The following is a 19463-nucleotide window of genomic DNA, read 5'->3' as shown; positions in this document are numbered from 1 at the left end:
ACTAAAAATAAGCACATCTCCTAATCAAAACGGTAAAATTTCAGGAAAATACTGTCTAATGCTTGTCTGTAGCTTAAATTCAGGCCATTTTTTCGGCTCCAATGACTGGCCCTTCTTCAATAAATTCGACCAATTGGTCCAGCGACCAGGCATCCTGAATATCGAAGTCCCCTACTTTGGTACGGCGAAGCGCCGTCAGGTAGGCGCCGCTATTGAGGGCTTTACCAAAATCATGAGCGAGTGAACGTATATAAGTCCCTTTGCTACAGCTGACTTCGAAGTCGATTTCGGGTAAGTCGATACGGGTAATTTTAAAGTCGAATATTTCCACTTCCCGGGGCTCTATTTCCACAGTTTCCCCTTTTCGGGCCTTCTTGTAAAGCGGTTGCCCGTCTACCTTGATCGCGCTGAACATAGGCGGCACCTGTTGTATCTTGCCAAGAAACTGCTGACGGGCCTGCTCGATCAACTCCGGTGTAATATGAGCAGTAGGGAAGCGGTCCTGCACTTCCGATTCTGCATCATAAGAGGGCGTGGTTGCGCCCAGGTACATGGTACCCGTATAAGCCTTGGAAAGCCCCTGAAGCTGATGCAGTGTCTTGGTAAATTTGCCGGTGCAAAGGATGAGCAGCCCGGTTGCCATCGGGTCAAGCGTACCCGAATGGCCGACTTTAATTTTCTTCACCTTCAGGCGGTGTTTAATTTTATAGCGGACTTTATTAACGACGTCGAAAGAGGTCCAGCCTTGCGGCTTGTCGACTAGAAGTGTTGTCCCTGCTTTAAAGTCATACCTCGGAACCGGTTGGTCATCTCCGTCCATGGCCATCAAAGTGTTTTATTAACAACAAAAAGGCGATCTTATTCAGATCAAAATTCAGAAAAAAGTGCCGCTGTCAGTTTAAAATGCCACTGAGAAAATAGCAATGGCACCAACGACAAAACAATATACAGAAAAATAGGTCAATTTGCTACGCTTTACCAGGCTGATCATCCAAAAGCAGGCTATGGCACCAGTCACAAAGGCGGCAACGAACCCCACCGCCAAAGGTACAGCCTGCCCTGCAGACAAGGCCATCTCTCCGTCGAGGATATCTTTGGCCATCTTGCCCAGAATCAGCGGGACAACCATCAGGAAAGAGAAACGGGCAGATTTTTCCCGGTCAATCCCCAGCAATACGGAAGTGGAAATAGTGGCACCCGAGCGGGATATACCCGGCAGGATGGCTATGGCTTGTGCGATACCAATCAGTAATGCATTGCCATAAGACACACTCTTATCCGTATTTTGTGCCCGGTCTGCTAAAAACAGCAGCAAGCCGGTTAAGATCAGCATAAAACCAACCAGCATAATCCGCTGCTCGAAAAGTTGCTCAATTTGTTCCTCAAATAGAAGCCCCACCAAAGCTGCGGGAATCATGGATAAGATGATTTTGAGCGAGAACTGCAATTCATCATTCCATTTAAACTGGAACAAGCCGCGTAGGATTTCACCCACCTCCTTGCGAAAAATGAGCAAGGTAGCCAGAGCGGTGGCAGCGTGGAGGGTTACGGTCATGAGCAAGCTTTCCTCTGCCATGCTGTCATCCCCCATGAAAAATTTCGCCAGCTCCAGGTGCCCGCTGCTGCTAATGGGCAGAAACTCGGTCAGCCCCTGAATAACACCCAGCAAAGCGGAACGAAGAATATCTTCCATGATTGTACATAATTAAAGCCTGAAACGCCGAAGCGCGAGGCATGAACAATAGGCTACTTCTTGAAGATCGCCCAAACTTCCATACCTAACCCCAGCAGGATTACAATAGGAGCCAGCACCGTCCGCCGGGCGCTGTAAATGAGGTCTTCCTCCCAAACGTCTGGAGAAGGCATATCGCCCCCGGCCATCAGGATCAACCCCAGGAAAACGAGCCCCAGCCCTCCGGCAATGAGGATATAGTTGGCCTTACCGAACTCCAGCTCCACCTTAGAAGTTTCGACTTCGCGGGCTCCGCGGCGCGAGCTCGTTGGCTTAACCATTTTCTTTTCTTTACTACTCTTATCCGTGGTAACCACCACTTTCTTCTTTCCAGGTTTTTCCTTACTCATGGCTTCAGTTTAGACTATTTTTAGTAGAGGTCATCTACTCTCATTTTCAAATATTTGCGTACCACCCAATAGGTACTCAGGGTGTTGATGAACATGCCCATGGTCAACAGCAGGCCAAACAGCATAAACATGCCCGTCCAGTCCTGAATATCACGCAGCCCCGGCACATCAGCCTGTACATAGAGGTAAAGCAGCAAAAGTGCTCCTGATGCCAGTGCGCCACTCAGTAAGCCGTGCAACATCGCCCGGCGAAGAAAAGGCTGGCTGATGAACTCCCAGGTGGCCCCTACCAGTTCCATGTTTTTGATTAGCAACCGGTTGGCGTACAGCGCCAGTCTTACCGTATTGTGGATCAGCAACCCCGCCACAATCAGGAATAGCGCCAGGATAGCCATCGCGGCAATCCCAATGGCTTTTATATTATCCGCAATATCATTGACCAGGCTTTCCTGGTAGTATACGTCGGTTATCCCTTTGCGTTCAATCAGCGCCCGGCGAATTTCTTTCAAACTGTCCGCGTGCATGTAGGCAGCTTTCACATTGAACGTGATCACATCATACAGCGGATTGGGCAGATCGAGCTTCAGAAAGTCGTCGCCAAAATCTTCCCGCATAAGCGCTGCGCCCTGCTCTTTGGAAATAAACGCTGCGGAGCCTTCCCTGACAAACGGCATTTGATCTACATCCTTGAGGATTTGCCGCGCAAGCACATCAGTATCTTCTCCCTGCAATTCAATGATCAGGTTCACTTTTTCCTTAAGCTCATTGACAATAAGCTGGGCATTAAGCAGCGTAAGCGCAAAAAAGCCCAGAGCGAACAGCACTAAAGCTACGCTAATGATAGAGTGCCAGTAATTGGGTCGGCTCTTTGAGCGCCGCTGATCCAGCTGTCCGGGCATAGGAGGTATTTGCTTAGGGGCACCGTTTATAATGGCGCCACAAATTGTAGAGTTTTATCGTTGAACACGCGCAAAATTAGAAAATATAAGCGAATTGGGCAGCCCTGTTGCAGATAAAGCCGAAAGGCCAAAGCAACAAAGCGAATTGGGCAGTCGTTTCCCTAAAAAAGGAATACGATGAGAAGCCTTGCCCTTGCCCTGTTATTGTCGGGCTTATTTGGCCTAACGGTAGCAGCACAGCCCATTTTCCTGAACAACGCTTCCTTTGAGGACGGTGCCCTCGATGCAACCGTACCCAGTGGTTGGTTTGGTTGTGAAACCGGCTCCACGCCTGATATCCTGCCCGGTCAGTGGGGCGTATACAACCCTGCGGAAGAAGGCGACACCTACCTCGGGCTCATTACCCGGGAAGACGGCACCTGGGAAAGTATTGGCCAGCGGCTTACCGCACCTTTGAAAAAAGGAGATTGCTACACCCTTACCCTCTTTTTATCGCATTCCAACAACTATGAGACCTATAACGGAGAACTACGCCTGCGCATTTACGGAGGCGCAGCAAAATGCCAAAAAGCACAAGTGGTCTACGAGTCTCCTCTCATTCGCCACCCCAGATGGGAAGCCTACGAAGTGGAGTTTTTTGCCAAACAGGATATTTACTATCTGGTATTTGAGGCCTACCATCCGCATCAGGGGCGTGCTTTCCGTGGCAACATCCTCGTTGACGCCATCTCCCCAATTGAGAAGTGTACCCGGGCGATGCTCGATTAAGGGCGTATCAGATAACCCTTTACTGCTTTTTCTGCTCCATATCATCCATAAGGTGCTCTGTCTTGCGCACGAGGTCCTCCCACTCTTCTTCTATTTCCTTGCGGCGGGAACTGTCCATTTTGGGGCGTTCGGCAGAGGTGCTGTCGTAGTCTTCCGGAATCTCCCGGTTGATGTCATCGCTCAGGCGCTGCCTTTTACGCTCTAGTTCTGCAATTTGGTCCAGCAGCTCGCGGTTGTCTTCCAGTTGCTCGGCTTTCCCCTTGAGGTTTTCCAGCAACCCGCCAACTTTATCTACGGCTTCATCGTACTTTCCCTCGTCAAATTTTTGCTTCTCCTGTTTGAGCAGGTCAAAAGCAGACTTGGTCAGGTCTTTGACATTGGTGAATATCTCTTTGGACTGTGCTTTTTCTTCCGGCGTGCCAAAAAAATAATTATAAACCAAAATTCCTGCCACCAACAGCAGCCCTACTTTGATCAGACTTTTTAGCATGTTTTTATTTTTTCGTAAAGATAAGATGGAGTGCTCAAATTTACGATCCTTTTCCTAAACCCGCTTCAGCATTACCCAATACCCGCAACTGACAAGCGGGGTTTCCCCGGAAAATACCTATTTTCGCGCTCTGAAAAACGAAATGGGAACCCTAGTTCCCCCTCCAACGTTAAGTCAAAAATCAAAACCGTAGCTGTAGCATGGAATATAAACCCGGAGAAATCGAGAAGCAATGCAAAGCATTCTGGGAAAAGGAAGGCATCTACAAAGTAAAAGCTGACCCCGGCAAGCCTAAGTACTATATACTGGACATGTTCCCCTACCCTTCCGGCTCCGGCCTGCACGTGGGCCATCCGCTGGGATACATTGCCACGGATATCTATTCCCGCTACAAACGGCTCAAAGGGTTTAATGTGCTGCACCCTATGGGCTACGATGCCTTTGGCCTGCCGGCAGAACAATACGCCATCCAAACCGGTGTCCACCCTGCCAAATCTACGGCCGAAAACATCAAGCGCTACCGCGAACAGCTGGACAATATCGGTTTCAGCTTCGACTGGAGCCGGGAGGTACAGACCTGCGACCCTGCCTACTACAAATGGACGCAGTGGATTTTCATGCAGCTGTACAATCACTACTATGATACTACCGCTGATAAGGCAATGCCCATAGCGCAGCTGATCCGGCACCTGGAGCAACATGGCAACGCCGGTGTCACCGCTGTAGCCGATGAAGAAACGCCCCCAATCACCGCTGCAGAGTGGAAAAACAAGTCAGAAGGCGAGCAACAGCTCTTCCTGCTGAACTACCGGCTGACTTTCCCGGAAGAAAGCTACGTTAACTGGTGCCCGCAGTTGGGCACAGTGCTCTCCAATGACGAAGTAAAGGATGGTGTAAGCGAGCGCGGCGGCTACCCCGTTGAGCGCAAACTCATGCAGCAATGGAGCATGCGCATCACCGCCTACGCCGACCGGTTGCTGTATGGCCTCGATGAGATCGACTGGCCGGAGAGCCTGAAAGAACAACAGCGCAACTGGATTGGCCGCTCGCAGGGTGCAAGTGTCAAATTTGCACTCGAAGAAGCGCCCGATACCACCATTGAAGTCTTCACCACCCGTGTGGACACCATCTACGGTGTGACCTTCATGGTACTGGCACCAGAGCACGAGTTGGTCACTCAACTGACGAAGCCGGAACAGCAGCAGGAGGTTGAAAAATACATCAAGTGGACCGCGTCCCGCTCTGAAGTCGAGCGCATGGCGGAAGTCAAAAGAGTGACCGGAGCGTTCACCGGCAGCTACTGCATCAATCCTGTCAATGGTGAGAAGGTGCCAATCTATATCGCTGATTATGTGCTGGCCGGTTATGGTACCGGAGCAGTCATGGCTGTACCTTCCGGCGATCAGCGGGACTGGAACTTTGCCAAGCACTTTGGTTTGCCAATTGTCCAAATCCTGGATGCGCAGCAAAACCTGGACGAGGTGGCTGACGCGACTAAGGAAGGGCAGTATGTCAACTCCGGGCTCATCAACGGGCTCGACTACGAAGCGGCCATTCCCAAACTGATCAGCTGGCTGGAAGAGAAAGGCATGGGCCGTGGCAAGATTCAATACCGGCTGCGCAACGCGGTCTTCAGCCGTCAGCGCTACTGGGGAGAGCCAGTCCCGGCCTATTGGAAAGACGGCGTTCCTTACCTGATTGAGGAATCAGAACTCCCTCTGGTATTGCCTAAGGTGGATAAGTACCTGCCAACCGAAACGGGCGAGCCACCACTGGGCCGTGCAAACGACTGGAAGTACAAAGACCAGTACGAATATGAACTCTCTACCATGCCGGGCTGGGCGGGCTCCTCCTGGTATTGGTACCGGTATATGGACCCCGGAAATGATGAAGCCTTTGTCTCCAGTGAAGCTGTCAACTACTGGCAGGATGTCGACTTGTATATTGGTGGCTCCGAGCATGCGGTCGGCCACCTACTGTACAGCCGCTTCTGGAACCACTTCCTCTATGACCTCGGGCTGGTACCCAAGAAGGAGTATGCTAAAAAGCTGATCAATCAGGGTATGATTCAGGGCGTGATTGAGTTCATTTACCTCGATAAAAACGCCACCGGGCAAAAGCGCTTTGTTTCTGCTGATCTGATTGACCAATACCCGGATACGGAATGGGCGCAGATTCCAGTACATGTGGACTTTGTAAGTGACTACGGCAAAGACGACTCTTACCTGGATAAAGCGGGCATTCAGCAGTTCCTCGACTGGCGGCCCGAATTCAAAGGTGCGGCTTTTGAGACCAATGAAGAAGGTAAATTGGTGACCTATAGCGAGGTCGGCAAAATGTCGAAGTCCAAGTTCAACGTCATCAACCCGGATGATGTAGTGGCGCAGTATGGCGCAGATTGCTTCCGGATGTACGAAATGTTCCTGGGCCCGCTCGAACAGTCGAAGCCTTGGGATATACAGGGTATTGATGGAGTGTATAAGTTCCTGCGCCGTTTCTATGATTTCTTTTTCGATAAGGATGGCCACTTCAGTGTCAGTGACGATGCTCCTGATAAAGCAGAGCTGAAAGCCCTGCATCAGGCCATACAAAAAGTTGAGCAGGACATCGAGCGGTTTTCATTCAACACCTGCATTAGTGCCTTCATGATTGCGACCAATGAGCTGCGCAAAACGAAGTGTAACAAGCGGGCTATTCTTGAGCCTTTGGTGGTGCTGATGTCGCCTTTTGCCCCTTTCGCCACCGAAGACCTGTGGTCGAAGCTCGGGAATAGCGGTAGTGTGCACAGAGACGGGCAGTACCCGGCTTTCAATCCGGAGTACCTCAAAGAAGATGAAGTGGAATACCCGATTGCGATCAACGGCAAAACCCGGGCTACAGCCTCCTTCTCTTCAGATGCGTCCAAGGAAGACCTTGAAGCGGCTGCAAGAGAACTGGAAGGCATTCAGAAATGGATTGAAGGCAAAACCATCCGTAAGGTGATCGTAGTGCCCAAGCGTATGATCAATATTGTTGTTGGCTAACAAAAACACTGCCCAGCTTAAATCAAGACCATGAAGTACCTGTTATCAACCTTGCTTTTCCTTTGTTCCTTCGGGCTTACGGCACAAACCGGAGAGATATCGACGGATTCACTGATGGCTCATGTCCGTTTTTTAGCCGCTGATGACCTGAAAGGCCGGGAAATAGGCACCCCCGGAAACGCCACAGCCGCGGCCTACATTTTGGACCGCTTCAAGGCCTACGGGCTCTCAGAAGCAGGTACGGAAGGTTACCGGCAGCCCTTTCGGTTCTACAGCCGGTTTTTTATGAGTACCTACAATGGGGTTAACCTGCTGGCGATGGTCAAAGGCACCCGCTCTGCAGATTCCGTTATTGTCATCTCTGCCCACTATGACCACGTTGGGGAGCGGGACGGCAAGATTTATAACGGAGCGGATGACAACGCCTCCGGGGTGGGCGCGCTGCTCGAACTCGCCCGGTATTTCCAAGCCAATCCTGCGCCCTACAGCCTGCTGTTTGCTGCTTTTGATGCGGAAGAGGTCGGACTCAGAGGCGCCAACCACTTTGTGGATGAACCAACCGTTACCCTGCAGCATATTATTTTGAACATCAACATGGATATGATCGGGCGGAATGACAAAGAGGAAGTTTACATCTGCGGCACGGGATACCACCCCCGGTTACGTGCACCGCTGGACAGTCTGGCGGAGGCGGCTACGATAAAGATCTCTTTTGGGCATGAATCCCCTTCACCTACCCGGGCAGACGACTGGACGCATGCTTCTGACCACGGGGAGTTTCACAAAAAAGGGGTCCCCTTTCTCTACTTCGGTGTGGAGGACCACCCGGATTACCATCAGCCTACCGATGATACTGAGCGGATCATGCCGGAATTCTACACCGCAGTGAGCCGGTTTATCCAACAAAGCGTCCTGCACCTTTCCCGGCCCTAAAAACAACAGCCTCTCCCGGAACGACCGGAAGAGGCTGGCAATAGTTTTCCTTCAAACAAGCTTTCTTTCAAGCCCTACTTTTTAAATGCCGTGAGCTCCATGTAGCTCTGCAGTTTCCCACCCTGATCATAAGTCTCGGACCGCACCACACCTATACCCTCTGCGAAGTACTCAATTGTGGAATAAGAACGGCTGATCATCATCTTGATATTGGAGGTCTGGCTGATCTTGTAGCACTCAAAGGTGCCCGCATCAGTAGAAAGGGTCACCTTCTCCCCCACTTTACGGTCTGTAATTTCGATGTTCATGGTTGCAATATTGATCCCACTTGCCGCGGTGGTGATCCTGGAAGATGCATCAGGCAATGTCTGCCCTACTTCAATTTCATTCGGGAAGGTCAAAGCATCGCCTTCGATGGTAACTTCATAACCGCTGAACGATTGCTGCATGGCGGGATTAAACATGGCGTTCATATCCATCATTAATTTTCCGTCTTTGCAAAACACCTCATAGGTGCCGGAGTAAGATTCTTTGCCTTTCTTGTCTTTGAGCACCGTACCTACCTCGGCTTGTACCTCTGTGCCGTTTTCATTGATCACTTTCACGGTATTTTCGGTAATACTCTCTACTTTCCCTTTTTTGTTGAAGGTGGTATACTCCATATAAGCTCCTTCTTTGAATGGGAAAAAGGTGGAACAATCCTGGGCTTTACCAGCACTGCTCAGTAGTACTGGCAGTAGTACGAATAGGATTCTGTATTTCATCAGTTACAGTATTTCGGTTTTTGTTATACCGGTAAGATAACGATCCTCGATGAATTCCATACTTCCGAATGTTAAGGCCGTTTTAAAAGCTTGTTGGGATGCTAAACATAGCATCTCTAAAGAAAGCCGCAAGCCCCTACGGACTTGCAATTGAAAACATTTCTGAAACCCTTTTTATTATACTGGAGTATTTGTAATCTTCGAACGTCACAAAAAAGAGCCATGAAGCGACTTTACTTATTTCTTTGGGCAGCCCTGGCTGCGGCACCTGCCTTTGGTCAGACCAACTTACTGCTTACCAATCCTGTAATGGAGGACCTGCTCAAGGGCAACTACCCGGCTTCCGACTACGAACCGGCCACCCTGATTAACCACCCGGATGAAGTATTTGCGGATTTGGTCGATGCGGTTTCCCCGGATTCTCTATACAGTTACCTTGTTGACTTGAGCAGCTTTGAAAACCGGAACACCGGAGCAGACACCACAAGTGCGACTTTTGGTATGGGAGCAGCCCGCCGCTGGGCGCATGGTAAATTCGAAAGCTTTCCGGCAGCACAGGAAGGCCGTCTTGAGGTCGGGTATTTCCAGTTTGACCAGGAGATCTGCGGTATGGGGCAGCACCGGAATGTCCTTGCCGTACTACCAGGCATTGGCCCCAACCGGGGCGAAGTCGTGCTCATTGAAGGGCACATGGACAGCCGGTGTGCGGAAGTCTGTGATACGGAATGCATGGCGCATGGCATGGAAGACAACGGCAGCGGTACCGCTCTGGTGCTTGAGTTGGCACGCGTGATGAGCCGGTATACGTTCAACCGTACGCTCGTCTTCATGATTACTACCGGAGAAGAACAGGGCCTTTTTGGGGCCAATGCCTTTGCAGAGTACGCTGAGCAGGAGGATATTCAAATCCGGGGCGTCTATAACAACGATATCGTTGGCGGCATTATCTGCGGCGCAACGGCCTCCCCACCGGGCTGCCCGGGGCTCAACGCCATCGACAGCATCAATGTGCGGGTCTACTCCTCCAATGGCGGGCTTTTTGGCGCATCTTCCTCTCGTTTGCTTGCACGGTACAGCAAGCTGCAGTACGATGAGAATATTGCTCCCATCGTAACGGTTGCGGGCGAGGTCAACATCATCTCCCGGGAAGACCGTGCCGGACGCGGGGGCGATCACATCCCCTTCCGGCAGCGCGGCTACTCTGCCGTTCGTTTCACCTCTGCTAACGAGCATGGCAACGGCAATCCCAGCACCCCCGATTACCATGACCGTCAGCATACCATCGAGGATATGCTTGGGATGGATACCAACGGGGACGGGCAGCTCGACAGCTTCTTTGTTGACTTCAACTACCTGGCACGCAATACCGTACTCAATGGTGGTGCTGCTGCTGCAAGTGCTATGGGGCCGGCTACCCCGGTTGATTTTGAGCTGGAAGCAACGCTCGCCGGAATCCGGTATAAATTTGAAGACCCGGCAGGCACCGGCCTTTACCGGTTGGGCATACGCAGCTTTGAGTCCGAAACCGCTTACTTTGATACCCTCGTTACCGTTTCAGCACTGGAAGACACCCTTTCCTGGCTGCCGCCTGGTACGGTCTACCTGATGTCTGCCGCCGCTCTTGATACCAACAATATCGAAAGCCACTTCTCAGAGGAGACCTTCGCCAACCTCACTACGAGCACGCAGGAGGTGAAAGCCTATGAAGGGCTGACCCTGCTGCAAAACCGGCCCAACCCCTTCGATGAAGCAACAACGATCGGGGTGATGGTGGAATCCAGCATCGATTACAAAAAAGCGTTTATCCGCATTGCCGATATACAGGGCCGGGAACTGGCACGCTATGATGTGGAGCTCAACCCCGGGCTTGTACAAATTGTGTACGGCTACGAGCACCACCGGTACGTGCCCGGTACGTACTATTACAGCCTGGTCATTGACGGCAGGCCCGTTGATACCAAGGCGATGATCTACGCCTACTAAAGCCGCTTGATGTGTCCGCTCCGTAACATTTACCGCCGGAGCGGGCAACATCCCATCTGTCAAATCGGTTTTTTGAACGTGATAATGATTATCTTCCCCCCAATTTAAAACTGTAAAACGACTATGATCTACATTTCATTTGTACTGGCAATCATGACCAGCATATCCACACCACAGGCTTCCGCCCCTGACCATAACCTTTGGGAAACGGTGCTTCAGCAATATGTCTCAGAGACCGGAGTGGTGAATTATAAAAAAATGGCCAAAAATGAGAAAGCGCTAAATGCTTATCTGGACGAACTGGCCAGCCACCCGCCTATGGACAGTTGGAGCCGCGATGAGAAACTTGCCTACTGGATTAATGCCTATAATGCCTATACGGTCAAGCTCATCGTAGACAACTACCCGGTCAAGAGCATCCGGGACCTGCACGATGGCAACCCCTGGGATGTGAAGTGGATAGAACTGGGGCGGCAAACTTATTCGCTCAATCAGATTGAGCATGATATCATTCGCCCCCGCTACGATGAACCACGCATCCACTTTGCGGTCAATTGTGCCGCGCAGTCCTGCCCGCCTCTGCTCAACCACGCCTGGACCGCCGAAAACCTCGAGCAAAACCTGGAACAGCAAACGCGGGCTTTTATCAATAACGAACAGTACAATCGCATTGGAGCTAAAGCATTGGAACTCTCTCAAATCTTCAACTGGTACGGTGAAGATTTCGGAGACCTTGCTGCTTTTGCAAACCGCTACACCGAGATCGATATCAAACCTAAGGCAAAAGTGACTTTCCTGGAGTACAACTGGGCGCTGAATGAGTAATAAGACCATTCTTTTTGTGCTGATGGCTGTCATCAGCGTACAGCTACATGCCCAACGGCGGGTTTTGCTGGAGCATTACACCTCTTCCTGGTGCGGAGAATGCCCCCACGCGCACCTTATTGCTCAGCAAATAGCTGCTGATCATCCGGACCGGGTCATATTGGCCTATCATCATTCTTCTGCAGACCCTATGGCTAATCCACATAGTACAGCCTGGAAGAATGCGTTTCTGATACCGGGCACTCCTCTTGGAGTCATCAACCGGACGCCCGCGGAGGCTACCGGTCCAATATATGCCTACACCGGGCAATGGTCAGCATTAGTGGAAGGGCAGCTCAGCGAGCCCGATTACCTGGATCTGGATATCCAATTTGCGCCACAATCTGAGGACGCTCCCCTTAGCTTTGAAGTCAGCGTTGAGTTATTAGAACCACTACCCGAAGCAGGTGAGCTCCGGCTCAGTGTACTGGTGGTTGAAGACTCCATCCAAAGTACAGCGCCAGGCTATCAGCAGTCGAATTACTACAACGAAGAGGAAGGGCACCCGCTGTTTGGCCTGGGCGGCTCTATACAGATGTACCCGTTTATGAATGTAGTGCGGGACATCATCGGTGAAACATGGGGGAGCAGTGCAGGGTTGCCGGAGCAGCTGCAAGTAGGCACCTCCTACACCTGGCAGGATTACCTGGTCCTTGATGAAAGCTGGGCCCCTGAACACCTCAGGCTTATCGTGATCGCCACCCTGCACCAAGAGGACGACTTTAGGACACGCCCTGTTCTCGATGCCAGCGAAATCAGTATTGGAGACCGGCTGATCACTTCCACCCAAACGGAAACTTTAGACTTACAGTTTGAGGCTTTTCCTAATCCGGTAAAGGACTGGCTCAGGCTTCGGTTCCCGGAGGATGAATACCGATTCAGGCTCCTTGACATTCAGGGAAGGGTGATACAGACTGAAAAAATAAAAGGCAACGCTCACCAGATTTCCACAGATAATTTATCCGGTGGGATGTACCTGATTCAGCTAATCGGCAGCGATGGGGTGTCTGGCTTAAAGACAATCGTTGTTGAGTAGACTGGAAGCTACCCCTTCTGCACCACACACTAAAAAGCCCCGGAGCGGTATACTACCTTCCGGGGCTTTTTTTACAAATTCGATTCTTAGCGCATGTTTGGAGGAGCATTTTTGCTCCAAACAAGCTCTTAGACGCTGCTGCGCTTAAGCCAGTTTAGTCATATCTCTAACCAGGATTTTGCCCCGGTTGAAGTAGATGAGGTCTGATTTCTTCAGTTCATTGAGCACAAGCGTAACGGTCTGACGGGAAGTACAGGTGATATTGGCAATATCCTGGTGCGTCAGGGAGTGGTTGAGCAGCATTTCGTAGCCTACGCGCCGGCCGCGCTTATCGACGGCATCCTTGATGAACTCAATAATGCGGGTACGGGCATCTTTAAAAATGAGTGACTCAAGTTTGTCTTCAGCCCGCACCAAGCGACCGCCAAATAAGTTCATTATGGAGGTGCAAAGGTCGAAGCTTTTCTGCATCAGCTTTTTCATATCCGATACCTTCAGCTGGTACAAGTGTATGTCTTGCTTGAGCGCCTGCGCAAAATCTTTGTAGTAAGGCTCCCCGATCAGCCCCAGCTCACCAAACATCGCGGTAGGGTGGATCAATGCCTTAATAATCTCCTTGCCATCGGTAGAGTGCGTGCCAATCTTAACAGCACCCTTAGCGAGGAAATAAATATATTCAGAAGCATCTCCAGGCATATAAATGAAGGAGTACTTAGGCTTCACCTTATACTCCATCATCTCTGCCAAGGTGGTTTTATCTTCATCCGAAAGGACAGAGAAGAGAGGAAAAAGGTCAATAAAAGATGATTTTGCTTCGGCGTTCATAATAGCTCTTTTAGATAATCTCACTTTTAGACACGGACTGTATTCAATGCCATGTGTTCTGTAATTTCATCTATAGAGACACTAAATATCAAAGCCTCCCCTATGCGAAGAAGAAAGAATTTCAGAATTACGGTACTGCAAAATTACTGATCTTGAAAAAAGAGGCCGGTAAGTACGGGGAAAGGCTCAGTAGCCTACAACAAGGGAGTCGCTCGAAGTGCTAAAACCGGCAAAGACCCCCTGACCGCCATTGATGTTATCAAAAACGATTACCGGATCGGAGAAAGGCGTATCAGAAACACCATCCTGACGGCTGATTGTAGAGAAGTATTGGTAGTATTCCTTAGAAACCGCGCGAAGTTCAATAAAAAGCTTGCCTAATTCGTCCCGCGCAGGCCGGTATTTAAACTCCACCGGCAGGTCTAGGCGGATGGTTTGTCCATCAATACCTTCATCTTCCAACAGCAGCCCTCCGCCAATATGTGCCACCTGAAAATTGGTGTTCATCTGATTGGAGAAGACCACCGGCCGCATCTCTTCCCGAAAATAGAGGGTATCTTGCTCAATGATTGCAAACTCCCTGAACTGCTGTAGCAGGTTAACGTGGTAATAGTTCTCCACCAGGCCCGGGTCTTCAAAAGCTACATTCACATTATAGCGCACGGAGACTTCTTTTTCTCCTACGGTCTCAGAAAATTGAAGATCCGAGATTTGCGAGGAGATCATTTTAATGGGCGTAGGAATCTGACTGTGGGCAGTAACCGTTTCAAAACCGGGTACATCCACTTTGACCGTATACCTGATCCCTACCTGAGGGTGGAAATCGCCGGCAGAGTAAAAGGGAAGGTTGGAGATTTTATCCTTATCTTCAGAAAAACTAAGCTGTGTAAGGAATTCTTCATTGCGGTAAAGCTCGACAATTGCGTTATCGATATAGCCCACGGGCTCATCGGTAAGAATGCTTTGAGAAGCAGAAACGTAGACCTGCAGGGTGCGGTCAAGCGTGAAATTGCTAACCACTACCAGCTGAGCGGAGCGTGCGTCTACCACGGAGTTGACATCAAAAGTTTTTTCGCAGCTAAGCAACAGGCTTAACAGCATCGAAAGGATCGGCAGTAAAATTATCCGCGGCATAAGCTATCCGTTTTCTCCATACTAAAGACGCCAACAAACAAATATGAAAATCAGAAGGCGATTTCGGAATAAAATTCGGCGAGTTCTCAAAATTTGATCAAGCCCGGCTCATCCCGATGGTAACTCCCCTAAAATGTAAGGAGATGTCAGCGAATATACAATTATAATTTCAAAGAATAGTTCAGTGCGGGTATTAAAGGTAGCAGCCATACCGGGGTAAACTGGCGTTCTTCCCTGATTTCGCTGCCCTCTGATACGTATCGGGTTTCCAGATTATAGTAGAGCGGGTTGCGGCGGTTGTAAAGGTTGTACACGCCCAGGTTCAGGGTATGCCTGACCGCCTCCGTTTGGATATAAATATTAACACCCACGTCCAGTCTGTGATAAACCGGCATGCGGAAACTGTTTTTTTCGCCGTAGTCTACCACATTTACGCTTCCAATGCCCGGCAGGAAAACCTGATACCGCCCCTGTGGCAGGCTGAAAGCGAAGCCGGAGTTCATTGCCCATGATCCGGAAAACTCCAGCCAATCGTTAAAGTTGTGCACAAAGGCCAGGGTTAAACTATGCCGGCGGTCATAGCGATAGGGGTAACGGTTTCCATTATTGACGAGCGGGAACCGGCGGTCCGCCCAGGCGAGCCCGTAAGAAGCCCAGCCGGTGGTTTTACCCTGCCGCTTTTCCAGCAGCACTTCCATCCCGTAGGCACGCCCCTCGCCCGAGGTCAGGTTGCTTTCCCAGTCGTTAAAAAACAAGGCGCCTTCTGAATAGGTCAACAACTGACTCATACGCTTGGTATACCAATCACTAGTCAACTGCCAGCCTTTTTGGAGATGCCAGGTGGAAGACAAGCCAAACTGCCAGCTTTGCTCGGGCTTTACAGCACCCGTACTTGGCACCCAAAGGTCATTGGGCAGGCCCAGGGTTGCATTGGAAAGCAAGTGGACAAACTGCGTCATTTTGCTGAGGTAGCCGTTTAACTCAAGGTCCTTCCTGATCTTCCAGTTAGCCTGTAGCCGGGGCTGCAAAGAGGAGTAAGTCCGCCCATCAACCTCGAAAGCCGCTAAATGAAGCCCGGTGTTCATTTTGAAGTCAGGCGTAACTTGCCACTCGTTTTCCAGGTACGCTCCAAACTCATTGGCAGATATAGAACGTGCCTGCAACTGCGGCTGCCGCAGGGTGTCCGATTTTTCAACCAACTCCAATGACAATAAGCCCGGCTCAAATTGGTGGCGGGTAGCCGAAAGCCCAAAACGCAGGAACAACGCCGGCGAGGGCCGGTAGTCAAAATCCAGCCGCGCCCCAAAATCATTGATCTGTGAGAAGTACCGGCCGATACTGAGGTAGCGGTCTGCAATACTACCTGAACTAAGATTGGTCAGGGAGTCGCTGCGTTCGTACGTTATGCCCACATCAAGCCCGCTGTAAGAAGCAGTCAGGCTGGCAAACAGCTGCTCCCCGAAAAGGTGGGTCCAGCGCATAGAAGCCACTGTATTCCCCCAGCTCATTTCTTCCAGCGCACTTCTGGAAGAAAGGAATGGTGCAGGCTCTGCCACGCTTGTATCCTGTGCCAGGAGCGTGTCCAGGGTAATGCTCCGGTTTTGATAGGCATCTGCTCCCCGGTAAAAGCTAAAGTAAAGGTCGTCCCGGTCGGAGAGCGTAAAATTGAGCTTAGCGTTGAGGTCATAAAAGTCATAATCGACCAGGCTCTGCCGGTCCTCTTCAGACCGCATACTTTCGGCCAGGGGCTGCAGGTACCAGCCAACCAGGCTCCGACGCCCGGAGAGGAGGAAGCTGCTCTTGCCTTTTTGGATGGGGCCCTCCAGGGTCATTCGGCCCGACAGCAGCCCCACGCTGGCTTCCGCCTCGTAGTGCTGATTGTTGCCATCCCGGGTACGAATGTCTAAAACGGAGGACAACCGGCCTCCATAGCGGGCAGGAAAACCGCTTTTGTAAAGCTGTGCACTTTTCACAGCATTCGTATTAAATACTGAAAACAAACCAGCCGCATGAGAGATATTGTAAACCGGCACGCCATCAATCATGATCAGGTTCTGGCCGTTGCTACCGCCCCTTACGTGCAAGCCGTCCAATCCGTCGGTACCAGACTGCACCCCTGGCAGAAGCTGTAGAGCCCGGACTAAATCTGACTCCCCGGCAAGGGCAGGCAGCTGCTCCAGTTGCTCCATATTGAGCTGCGTAGTGCCACCCGGTTGTACCAGATGCTGCTCCAGCTTTGGGCGGTCCCCCACCACTTCAATAGGCTGCAGCTGCAGGTCAGACCGCAACTGCTGATCCAGGCGCTGGTTTTCCATCAGGTAGAAAGAAGCAGACCGGACGCCATAGCCTACATAGGAAAAGTCCAGCTCAACCGGGCCGGCCGGCAGGGTGATACTGAAGTAGCCGTACTCGTTGGTCACAGTGCCTTTCCCGCTTTTATTATCATAAATGTTGGCGCCAATCAACCGCTCCCCGGTAGCCAAGTCAATGAGAATCCCATTGATGGTAAACTGTACATCTTCAGGCAGGAAAATCACAATTTGCCCGCCCAGCTCTTTATAGCGCAGGGGCGTATCTTCCAGCAGGGCTTCCAGCACCTCTGCTACTGCAATTTGCCGGAGCTGTATGGAAATGGTTTTGGGAGGAAGGATATCATTGGAAAAGGACAGCCGCAGACCTTGTTCATCGCCCAGCCTGTACAAAGCCTCTTCTAGCCCCACTTCCCGGAATTCAGCAGAAACCCGCTGAGTGAGCACCCCCTGAGCGGTCAAAGCGTAACCACATGGCAACGTAAACAGGAGAAGAAGTAGGATTCGCTTCATATGAACAATTGCAGATCAGGGGAAGTCGCTATTCTGATATTCAAAAATACGGTGATTTTTCAGGATTAACAACAGGGCTTTGGCACTACAGGTTGAAGACCAGGTAAATAGTAAGGCCTAAATGGGCTTTCAGCGGAGTATTTTAGCGATCAATCCATCATTTGCCAACTTCTGTAGAATCCATACGCCTGATTCCATAACGTATGTTTACCTTTAGAGCTCGGTCTGAAAAGCCGCTCCACAGAGCGGCAACCGTATAAACCAAACGATTGGAAATTAATGAAAAGATTACCACTACTGGCAAGCTGCCTTGCCTTCTTTTGCTTTACCACAGCTCAGGCTCAAGGCGAGCAGCAGGCTCCTGAATTTAATATATCCAAAGCGGACATGGAAGCGCACCTCCGTTTCCTGGCTTCAGATGCATTGGAAGGCCGGCGCACCGGCGAAATGGGCAATGACATCGCAGCCGCCTATATTGCTTCTCAGTACGCCACCTACGGCCTCAAACAGGTAGAAGGGGCCAACGGTTATTACCAGCCGGTGCCCTTCGAAGCGATTACGCCTCCGGTGGCAGCCAGCATCAAAATCAATGACGAAACCTATCAGCAAGGGGAAAACCTCCTCGTGATGACCGGCAACCTCGACCTCACCAAGACCAAAGCGGTTTTTGCCAACTACGGCTGGATGGACGAGGAGGCTGGCACCAATGACTACAAGGGGCTGGACGTAAAGGGCAAGCTCGTCTTTGTTTTGCCGGGCACTCCTGAGGGCAAAGACCCCCTCACCGTATTCAATTCCATGAGCAAAAAGCGCAAGCTGGCCAAAGAGCAGGGCGCCATTGGACTAATCGAGCTGTACCGGCTTCAGTTCCCCTGGCAATTCTTCCTTTCCTACTTTAATAAGGAGAGCCTGAACTTGTCTGACGACATGGAGACGACCAAATCGAACCCCAACTTTGTCTATGGCTGGATTAAAGAAGAGAACAAAGAGACCTTCAACGACATGAAGGAGAGCAAAAAGACCAAGGTAGAAATCAGCAGTGAGGGCTTCTCCCGCCGGTCTGTCTATTCGAATAACGTTATCGGCATGTTGGAGGGCACCGACCCGGAGCTGAAGGAGGAATACCTGCTCATCACTGCCCACTTCGACCACGTGGGTACAGGCAAAAACGGTGGCTCGCCCTACACGCCTGAGGATAGCATCTTCAATGGTGCCCGCGATAACGCTATGGGCACAACGGCACTTCTTGGTGCGCTTCAGGCGTTGGCAGAGCAGCCTCCCAAGCGGTCCGTGATCTTCCTGGCCGTAACCGGTGAGGAAATCGGGCTCCTGGGCAGTCAGTATTACGCTGAAAACCCACTGATCCCGATGGAGCAGACCATTTTCAACCTGAATACAGATGGCGCAGGGTACAATGACCCGTCTTATGTATCTATCGTAGGTTTCGGGCGTACCGGCACCGATGGGCTGGTCGAAGCCGCCGCCAATATTTTCGGGTTGGATGTTTTCCCCAACCCTGCCCCCGAGCAGAACCTCTTCGACCGCTCTGATAATGTCTCCTTTGCCAAATTAGGGGTGCCGGCACTCTGCTTTAGCCCTGGCCTTACCTCCTTTGATGAGGAGATTAGCACCTATTACCATCAGGCAGCCGATGACCCGGATACCATCGATTTCGATTATCTGCAGAAATTCTGTCAGGCACTGGCACGTACTGCCCGCCTGATTGCCGATGATGAAGAACGCCCATTCTGGATGGAAGGGGATAAATACGAGGAAGCGGGTAAACAGTTGTACAACCGTTAAACCATTGGCCTCAAAAGAAAACGAAGGCACGTACCGG

16 protein-coding genes are annotated in these 19463 nt (G+C 51.0%); 7 read left to right on the top strand and 9 right to left on the bottom strand.

The features are described from left to right. Positions 1 to 79: 79 nt before the first annotated feature. From truB to RIC19_RS21455, 4 genes are all read right to left on the bottom strand, one after another. Entirely contained in the window at positions 80 to 820 is a 741-nt protein-coding gene (gene truB / locus RIC19_RS21470; protein ID WP_350180428.1) for a tRNA pseudouridine(55) synthase TruB, read from the bottom strand. A gap of 78 nt (positions 821 to 898) precedes the next feature. Then, positions 899 to 1693: an undecaprenyl-diphosphate phosphatase gene (locus tag RIC19_RS21465; RefSeq protein WP_350180427.1), complete on the bottom strand. Its 795-nt coding sequence runs from the start codon at positions 1691 to 1693 to the stop codon at positions 899 to 901. 53 nt (positions 1694 to 1746) lie between these two features. Further along, positions 1747 to 2082, bottom strand: coding sequence for a DUF3098 domain-containing protein (locus RIC19_RS21460; protein ID WP_350180426.1), 336 nt, complete (start codon positions 2080 to 2082; stop codon positions 1747 to 1749). Positions 2083 to 2102: 20 nt separating this feature from the next. Next, positions 2103 to 2981, bottom strand: coding sequence for a cell division protein FtsX (locus RIC19_RS21455; RefSeq protein ID WP_350180425.1), 879 nt, complete (start codon positions 2979 to 2981; stop codon positions 2103 to 2105). A 177-nt stretch (positions 2982 to 3158) separates the two neighbouring features. Here RIC19_RS21455 and RIC19_RS21450 point away from each other — a divergent pair, with 177 nt between their 5' ends. Continuing rightward, positions 3159 to 3749, top strand: a complete 591-nt coding sequence (locus RIC19_RS21450) for a hypothetical protein (RefSeq protein ID WP_350180424.1) — start codon at positions 3159 to 3161, stop codon at positions 3747 to 3749. Between the two features lie 19 nt (positions 3750 to 3768). Here RIC19_RS21450 and RIC19_RS21445 read toward each other — a convergent pair whose 3' ends face one another. Continuing rightward, positions 3769 to 4239 carry a hypothetical protein gene (locus tag RIC19_RS21445; protein WP_350180423.1) on the bottom strand — a complete coding sequence of 157 codons (471 nt, stop codon included), beginning with the start codon at positions 4237 to 4239 and terminating at the stop codon, positions 3769 to 3771. A 200-nt stretch (positions 4240 to 4439) separates the two neighbouring features. On the opposite strand from RIC19_RS21445, the gene leuS reads away from it, so the two are divergent. Next, a complete protein-coding gene (leuS, locus tag RIC19_RS21440) occupies positions 4440 to 7262 on the top strand; it encodes a leucine--tRNA ligase (RefSeq protein WP_350180422.1) in 2823 nt (940 codons plus the stop codon). Between the two features lie 30 nt (positions 7263 to 7292). Further along, positions 7293 to 8195, top strand: a complete 903-nt coding sequence (locus RIC19_RS21435) for a M20/M25/M40 family metallo-hydrolase (protein ID WP_350180420.1) — start codon at positions 7293 to 7295, stop codon at positions 8193 to 8195. Between the two features lie 74 nt (positions 8196 to 8269). Here RIC19_RS21435 and RIC19_RS21430 read toward each other — a convergent pair whose 3' ends face one another. Next, the gene (locus RIC19_RS21430; RefSeq protein WP_350180419.1) at positions 8270 to 8959 is read right to left on the bottom strand and encodes a TapB family protein; all 690 of its coding nucleotides are present in this window, start codon (positions 8957 to 8959) and stop codon (positions 8270 to 8272) included. Between the two features lie 222 nt (positions 8960 to 9181). Between RIC19_RS21430 and RIC19_RS21425 the strand changes: the two genes are divergently transcribed. The 3 genes from RIC19_RS21425 to RIC19_RS21415 all read left to right on the top strand — a co-directional run bounded on the left by RIC19_RS21425 (position 9182) and on the right by RIC19_RS21415 (position 12842). Then, positions 9182 to 10942, top strand: a complete 1761-nt coding sequence (locus tag RIC19_RS21425; RefSeq protein WP_350180418.1) for a M28 family peptidase — start codon at positions 9182 to 9184, stop codon at positions 10940 to 10942. A 123-nt stretch (positions 10943 to 11065) separates the two neighbouring features. Then, entirely contained in the window at positions 11066 to 11767 is a 702-nt protein-coding gene (locus RIC19_RS21420) for a DUF547 domain-containing protein (protein WP_350180417.1), read from the top strand. Then, positions 11760 to 12842: a T9SS type A sorting domain-containing protein gene (locus RIC19_RS21415; RefSeq protein WP_350180415.1), complete on the top strand. Its 1083-nt coding sequence runs from the start codon at positions 11760 to 11762 to the stop codon at positions 12840 to 12842. Before RIC19_RS21420 ends, RIC19_RS21415 begins: the two co-directional genes overlap by 8 nt. Before the next feature lie 144 nt (positions 12843 to 12986). On the opposite strand, the gene RIC19_RS21410 is transcribed toward RIC19_RS21415, so the two are convergent. The 3 genes from RIC19_RS21410 to RIC19_RS21400 form a co-directional block, all read right to left on the bottom strand. Beyond that, positions 12987 to 13667 (bottom strand): Crp/Fnr family transcriptional regulator, encoded by a 681-nt coding sequence (locus RIC19_RS21410; protein WP_350180414.1) that lies wholly within the window; start codon positions 13665 to 13667, stop codon positions 12987 to 12989. 186 nt (positions 13668 to 13853) lie between these two features. Then, the gene (locus RIC19_RS21405; RefSeq protein ID WP_350180413.1) at positions 13854 to 14801 is read right to left on the bottom strand and encodes a DUF4249 domain-containing protein; all 948 of its coding nucleotides are present in this window, start codon (positions 14799 to 14801) and stop codon (positions 13854 to 13856) included. A gap of 161 nt (positions 14802 to 14962) precedes the next feature. Then, entirely contained in the window at positions 14963 to 17623 is a 2661-nt protein-coding gene (locus RIC19_RS21400; protein ID WP_350180412.1) for a TonB-dependent receptor domain-containing protein, read from the bottom strand. Between the two features lie 279 nt (positions 17624 to 17902). Between RIC19_RS21400 and RIC19_RS21395 the strand changes: the two genes are divergently transcribed. After that, positions 17903 to 19426: a M20/M25/M40 family metallo-hydrolase gene (locus tag RIC19_RS21395; protein WP_350180411.1), complete on the top strand. Its 1524-nt coding sequence runs from the start codon at positions 17903 to 17905 to the stop codon at positions 19424 to 19426. Positions 19427 to 19463: the final 37 nt, after the last annotated feature.

The organism is Phaeodactylibacter sp. (assembly GCF_040219495.1).
Taxonomy (GTDB): Bacteria; Bacteroidota; Bacteroidia; order Chitinophagales; family Saprospiraceae; genus Phaeodactylibacter.
Note: the sequence above shows the minus strand (reverse complement) of the source record. Positions and strands in the feature narration are given on the sequence as shown.

Bases quoted from the DNA above. Each gene is read 5' to 3' on its own strand.
- truB (WP_350180428.1), bottom strand. From the start codon at position 820: ATGGACGGAGATGACCAACCGGTTCCGAGGTATGACTTTAAAGCAGGG.
- RIC19_RS21420 (WP_350180417.1), top strand. From the start codon at position 11,066: ATGATCTACATTTCATTTGTACTGGCAATCATGACCAGCATATCCACA.
- RIC19_RS21435 (WP_350180420.1), top strand. From the start codon at position 7,293: ATGAAGTACCTGTTATCAACCTTGCTTTTCCTTTGTTCCTTCGGGCTT.
- RIC19_RS21455 (WP_350180425.1), bottom strand. From the start codon at position 2,981: ATGCCCGGACAGCTGGATCAGCGGCGCTCAAAGAGCCGACCCAATTAC.
- RIC19_RS21400 (WP_350180412.1), bottom strand. From the start codon at position 17,623: ATGAAGCGAATCCTACTTCTTCTCCTGTTTACGTTGCCATGTGGTTAC.
- RIC19_RS21430 (WP_350180419.1), bottom strand. From the start codon at position 8,959: ATGAAATACAGAATCCTATTCGTACTACTGCCAGTACTACTGAGCAGT.
- RIC19_RS21425 (WP_350180418.1), top strand. From the start codon at position 9,182: ATGAAGCGACTTTACTTATTTCTTTGGGCAGCCCTGGCTGCGGCACCT.
- RIC19_RS21410 (WP_350180414.1), bottom strand. From the start codon at position 13,667: ATGAACGCCGAAGCAAAATCATCTTTTATTGACCTTTTTCCTCTCTTC.
- RIC19_RS21450 (WP_350180424.1), top strand. From the start codon at position 3,159: ATGAGAAGCCTTGCCCTTGCCCTGTTATTGTCGGGCTTATTTGGCCTA.
- RIC19_RS21445 (WP_350180423.1), bottom strand. From the start codon at position 4,239: ATGCTAAAAAGTCTGATCAAAGTAGGGCTGCTGTTGGTGGCAGGAATT.
- RIC19_RS21460 (WP_350180426.1), bottom strand. From the start codon at position 2,082: ATGAGTAAGGAAAAACCTGGAAAGAAGAAAGTGGTGGTTACCACGGAT.
- RIC19_RS21465 (WP_350180427.1), bottom strand. From the start codon at position 1,693: ATGGAAGATATTCTTCGTTCCGCTTTGCTGGGTGTTATTCAGGGGCTG.
- RIC19_RS21405 (WP_350180413.1), bottom strand. From the start codon at position 14,801: ATGCCGCGGATAATTTTACTGCCGATCCTTTCGATGCTGTTAAGCCTG.
- RIC19_RS21415 (WP_350180415.1), top strand. From the start codon at position 11,760: ATGAGTAATAAGACCATTCTTTTTGTGCTGATGGCTGTCATCAGCGTA.
- RIC19_RS21395 (WP_350180411.1), top strand. From the start codon at position 17,903: ATGAAAAGATTACCACTACTGGCAAGCTGCCTTGCCTTCTTTTGCTTT.
- leuS (WP_350180422.1), top strand. From the start codon at position 4,440: ATGGAATATAAACCCGGAGAAATCGAGAAGCAATGCAAAGCATTCTGG.